Raw genomic sequence first — 4,830 nt, 5'->3', positions numbered from 1 at the left:
ACGAATGCGTCTGGTGCAGCAATTGGTTCCTCACAAGCGGTGAATTTGAACTTCAGTAAAACTCTTAAAAATAAGGGTAAAATTCAAGGAGATAAGACCGTCAACCTAACTGGGGGGGAGATATTTAACTGGGGTGAAATCATTGGGTTGTTGGAGAAAAGTATTTGGAACATAAGTTGGCAAGTTGAAAACCGGGGTAAAATTCAGCTTAATGAGCTGGATCTGCAAGGTCGTTATGCAAAATTATATCAGTTAACAAATCATAAAGATTTTGTAGTGATTAAAAACGGCAAATTAACAGCACAGAACATTGAAAATAATGGCATTCTTTTGAGTAAAAAATCTTTGGGACTGGACGCAGACCAGATGGCTAATGCAGGAACCATAGATGCGAAACAAAAACTTACCCTGAAAGCAGATAGCCTGCATGGCGGGAAAGAGCAGAAAATTCTATCTGCAAACTGCATAGATTTAGAACTTGGACAAGACTATGAGCACCAAGGGACTTTACAAGCAGCAAATTTAAAGTTTAAAGGTAACAACCTAACCAACAAGGGGGTGGTCAGAGGTACAACCAGGACGAATCTGGATTTATCGGGAAATTTCAAAAATGAAAAGGGCAGTACGGCTAATTTACAGGGACTAACCCTGAATCAGTATTCACATTTTTTTAGCAATTCAGGCAACCTAGTTTTAGGACACGTTGACTCTTTAGGGCGGGTGAGTAAGTTTAATAATTATTCTACTGGCAAGGTTAAGCTTCATGATTCTCAATTGAAATTTGATGAGTTATACAATTCAGGCAAACTTACGATTGAACGCGGCGTTTACGATATTCATAATATTTCGAATAAGGGCCGGATTTCTTTCCACGATAGTTGGAAAGTAACGTTCAAAGATATGAACAACCAGGGGAATTTGAATTTTGCTAAAAGTACTAAGTTGACCCTTGGTTCTGATCTTACGAAATTTGGCCATGCAAAAACAAAAGGTGATTTTACAGTTAAAACTAAGGGCAATGTGGACGTTGACAAGTTCTTTAAAAAATCGAACATTAATTATTCCGGCACACTGCATCTTAAGACCAAGGATTACACTCATAAAGGAAACCTAAAGTTGCCAGGACCTCTGCACATGCAGGTTGGTAATTTTACCAATGAAGGTTTGATTAGTGCTTTAGGCTTACTCAACATAAATTCCTCAGGCTTTGTTGACAATAAACAAGGCAAACTTTATGGCGGTAAAGGTGTTGATATCACCGCAGTAGGCAATATCTGGAATGGTCAAAGAGGTACGGGCAAGGGTGATTTTAAATATGGCCTAAACGGTGCTTTTATTGTTGCATCTTATTTAGATAAAAATGGTCAAGAGTCTGGTGCGGGTAGGAACTGTCCTCAAGTACGCCTTCGTTCCAGAAATGGCTCAATTCTGAACGAATATGGCCGTATTCTCTCACAAGGTCCTTTGACTTTAGCAGCGAGAAATATTGTGCGCAACAAGGCCGGACAAATCTGGGGACAAGCTGGCGGTATTGTCAGAGCCAGAAGATTTGAAACGATGCGGGAAGATTGTGGAAATCATAAACAGTCTTGGTCTAAAACACAGAAAAGTGGACGGTGGACTTTTACACAGAGTGGAGTAACGAATACCCCTTACGAACAATCAGACGCAGCAGCTTTTGAAATTTCAAATGAAAATGGTGGCTCTGGAAATTTATATTTCGACGTTGAGCAATTTTATTTAAATGGCTCTCGAGTTCAGGCCAGTGGGCTTATTTGGGATTTACGATCGAATAATAATATCGATCAAGATAGTACGTTGCCGTCCTATTACCAAGTTCATAACAGTAAAACCAATGAACCAGGTGTCCTTAAAGGTAGTAATGGCGTGATCATCAACACTGGATTGTTAGAAGTCAACGGCAGCGTTCAAGGCAAAAAGCTCCAAATGACTGTCAGGGATTTTTTGTTGGAAAACATTGATAATCGGCGTGCCAAAGGTCCTCGAACTTCTGTGATTGTTGATCTGGTTAAATATTTTGCAGATCTGCATGTCACAGACAATGGCTTGTTTCAAGATAGAGGAAGTAGTGATACCCGCTCCCGTTATCGAATAGACGCAACGGTACCGTTGGCAGCAGGAAACGAAATAGATAAAAACAGGATCGTGTGTTTAGACAGGCGTCCGCAAAATTCAGACCGAACTCGTTTCACATTATTTCCTTTAGGGGTTCGTATGGCAGTTCGTGACTGTGCGAGTAAGTTGATGGGTTTGCAAGGGTTAGATTCAGATTTAATTGATCTATTACACCGTAACGCTGAGGGCACTGGCAAGGAGGTCATTAGTCGTGAAGAGTTATTGTCAACGCTAGAATCGATGATTGTGTATGATCTTGAAAAAATTTATGACGCCCATCAACATACCGGCCGCGATGCCAAGGGCTATCTTGAAGAACTCCGTCCTTTCCTGCTTGTCTCTGAAAAAGATCAAGATCCGATGAATCAAGATTCGGGTTATATGGGTGCTGTTGGGGGCAATGTAGATATCCATGCAGATAATAACGCCACATTGCGTAGTGGTTATATGGAAGGAGAAGAAGTTGATATAGATGCTGATAATGAGTTGTTGGCCGAGACAAAAAAAGATGTTCGGATTTACAGTGATGGCAATACGACAACGATTGAAGAGTTGGCTTGTCCGCAAGTTACGATTCACGGCCGCAGTAAAATAAACCTACAAGGAAAAAAGCGCAACACAGAAATTGGTGCCTGCTTAATCGCTGGAAAAGGAGGATTGCACCGCAGTTCAAAAGAGGGCGATTTGGTGAGTGAGGTACTGAAGCTGACAAAAACTACACATCAGACAGAGACAAAAAAGGGAAGAAGAAGGCTTGTCGGCCGTTCGAAAACCACGACAACCACAACGACCCAAACACAAAAAGTTGTAAAAAACACCCACCTTTCAGAAGGTGAAATTACTCATAAAGTAAACAAGAGAACAGGAACAATTGTGCAAAATGGTGTGGACGATATTGCCCAAGGGGATATTACCTACGAAGGTCGCAGGTTGCAAAAACAGCCAGTGGCGACAGTCAATAGCAGACACACTTCAACCCAAAAAAAGGGAGTGCTTCGTAAAGGCAACTCTGCATCTTATCAAGAAGATGTTGAGATCGAAAATGACCATATTAGTACACCTGCAACCGTTCATCTTAATTTGGCAGAGGCAGAGATACTTGGTACTACAATTACTGCCGATAAAGTAGAAGATAAAACGAAGGGAAAGCTCAAAATTGGGATGCAAAAGCAAGAGCAAAAACGCTGGCAAACCAGGAGCAAAAAGAATGCCTTTGGTTCAGCCAAAACCCAAACCAAAGGTGGAGCAGAGGTAGGTTCTCCCAGCAGGATAAACGTTAATGAGTGGGAAAGCCCTTTTGGTGATACGTTAACTTTTGAAAGTGTAATTGCCAATATTGGACGTTTTGTCAGCAAAAAGAAAGTCATCACAGAGACAACTCATTTGCGTGAATGGCAAGAAACCACCAGCAAGACCACCGGGCTTAGATCTTCAACATTTAATCACGGTTGCAACGGTGCTTTGCTGAACTGTCGCAAGAGTCTCTCACAAGCTAATGATGATGGTGCAAAAGCGACCGCCGTGATGCAAGCAGGGTCAGAGGGTATTAAAGCTGCAATAGACATTGCCAATTTGCTAGCTGGCAATTACCTAGCTGTCTTGTCACGTTGGACCTCCGTCAACTTAAGTAGCTCTAAGAGCAAGAGTTCTTATATGCGCCAACAAGCGTGCCCCAATATAATTAACATGGATGAAGCAGTGTTTTTAGGGCCGAAAACCCACCTTGAGGGCAAATACAAGTTTAAGAAATTGGTAGTATTGTCAGAAAAATTCTCTACAGCACCAATGGTCAATGAAGAAAGAAGCGAGCAACAAAATCGCAGTAAATCGGTCTGTGGTAATCCACTAACCGGAGGAATTCCGACCGTATCCAGTTCTAAATCTTCGCAACGCTCAACTCGCACCACCCATGACCAAACCGAGATTGATGCCGATGAGGTGTTCTTACGGGTTGATGATTTGGTGTTCCTTGGTAGCAACCTCAAGGCCAAGCTATTTGATGCTGTGGTGACTGGTTCTTTGAAAATAGAATCCGTGTTAGATAAATTTGACAGCAGTGTTTCAAGCAGTTCCTTTTCAACATCTGGTGACTTTTCCAAGATGAAGAAAGAACAACGCCATGAGACCTTGAATAAGATCGCGCAAATAGTGGGCACCGAGCAGTTTTATCTCAAAGTCGGAGAAACCTTGCTGAGTCGTTCTGGAGCTTATGGTCTTCGTCCAGACGGTGTAATTCCACAAAGCCTGACAACAGAGTCAGGAGAACAGTTTTACCTCAGGAAAATGCCCAATATCGGCAGAACAGCTAAAAAGCTTTGGCAGAATAATGATTGCGGTTTTTGGGGATTGCTTGCAGATACTGGAGCAAAAGATCCCAGAAGTGCTGCCAGCACGAAGCTATTAGCGCACAAGAACAGCAGGAAAATTCGCGGTCTTGTAGCCCCAGAGATCCGTGAAGCATTGTTGGGTGGTGACTTAGTGAATTGGTCTCAAGAAGCAGAAGACCTGCGTGAGCGCCATAGCCAAGTCATGCAAGCAATTGACCAAACCGCTCGCACGGTTCGCGAAAGATTGCAAGTTGCAGGTCCAGTAGAGGACTTACTAAACCTAGACCCAGAAAATAACAATCCAGTTCTGGATGAGCTGCGTGCTCAAGTGCATAACTTAGATAAATTATGGTCGGAAATTAAAGAC

1 protein-coding gene is annotated in these 4,830 nt (G+C 42.3%); it reads left to right on the top strand.

The window, feature by feature from the left end; genetic code table 11:
* A partial coding sequence (locus tag ABFQ95_07585; GenBank protein MEN8237382.1) for a hemagglutinin repeat-containing protein occupies window positions 1-4,830 on the top strand: 4,830 nt, incomplete at both ends.

This window comes from Pseudomonadota bacterium, from assembly GCA_039714795.1.
GTDB lineage: Bacteria > Pseudomonadota > Alphaproteobacteria > JAGOMX01 > JAGOMX01 > JBDLIP01.
Note: the sequence above shows the minus strand (reverse complement) of the source record. Positions and strands in the feature narration are given on the sequence as shown.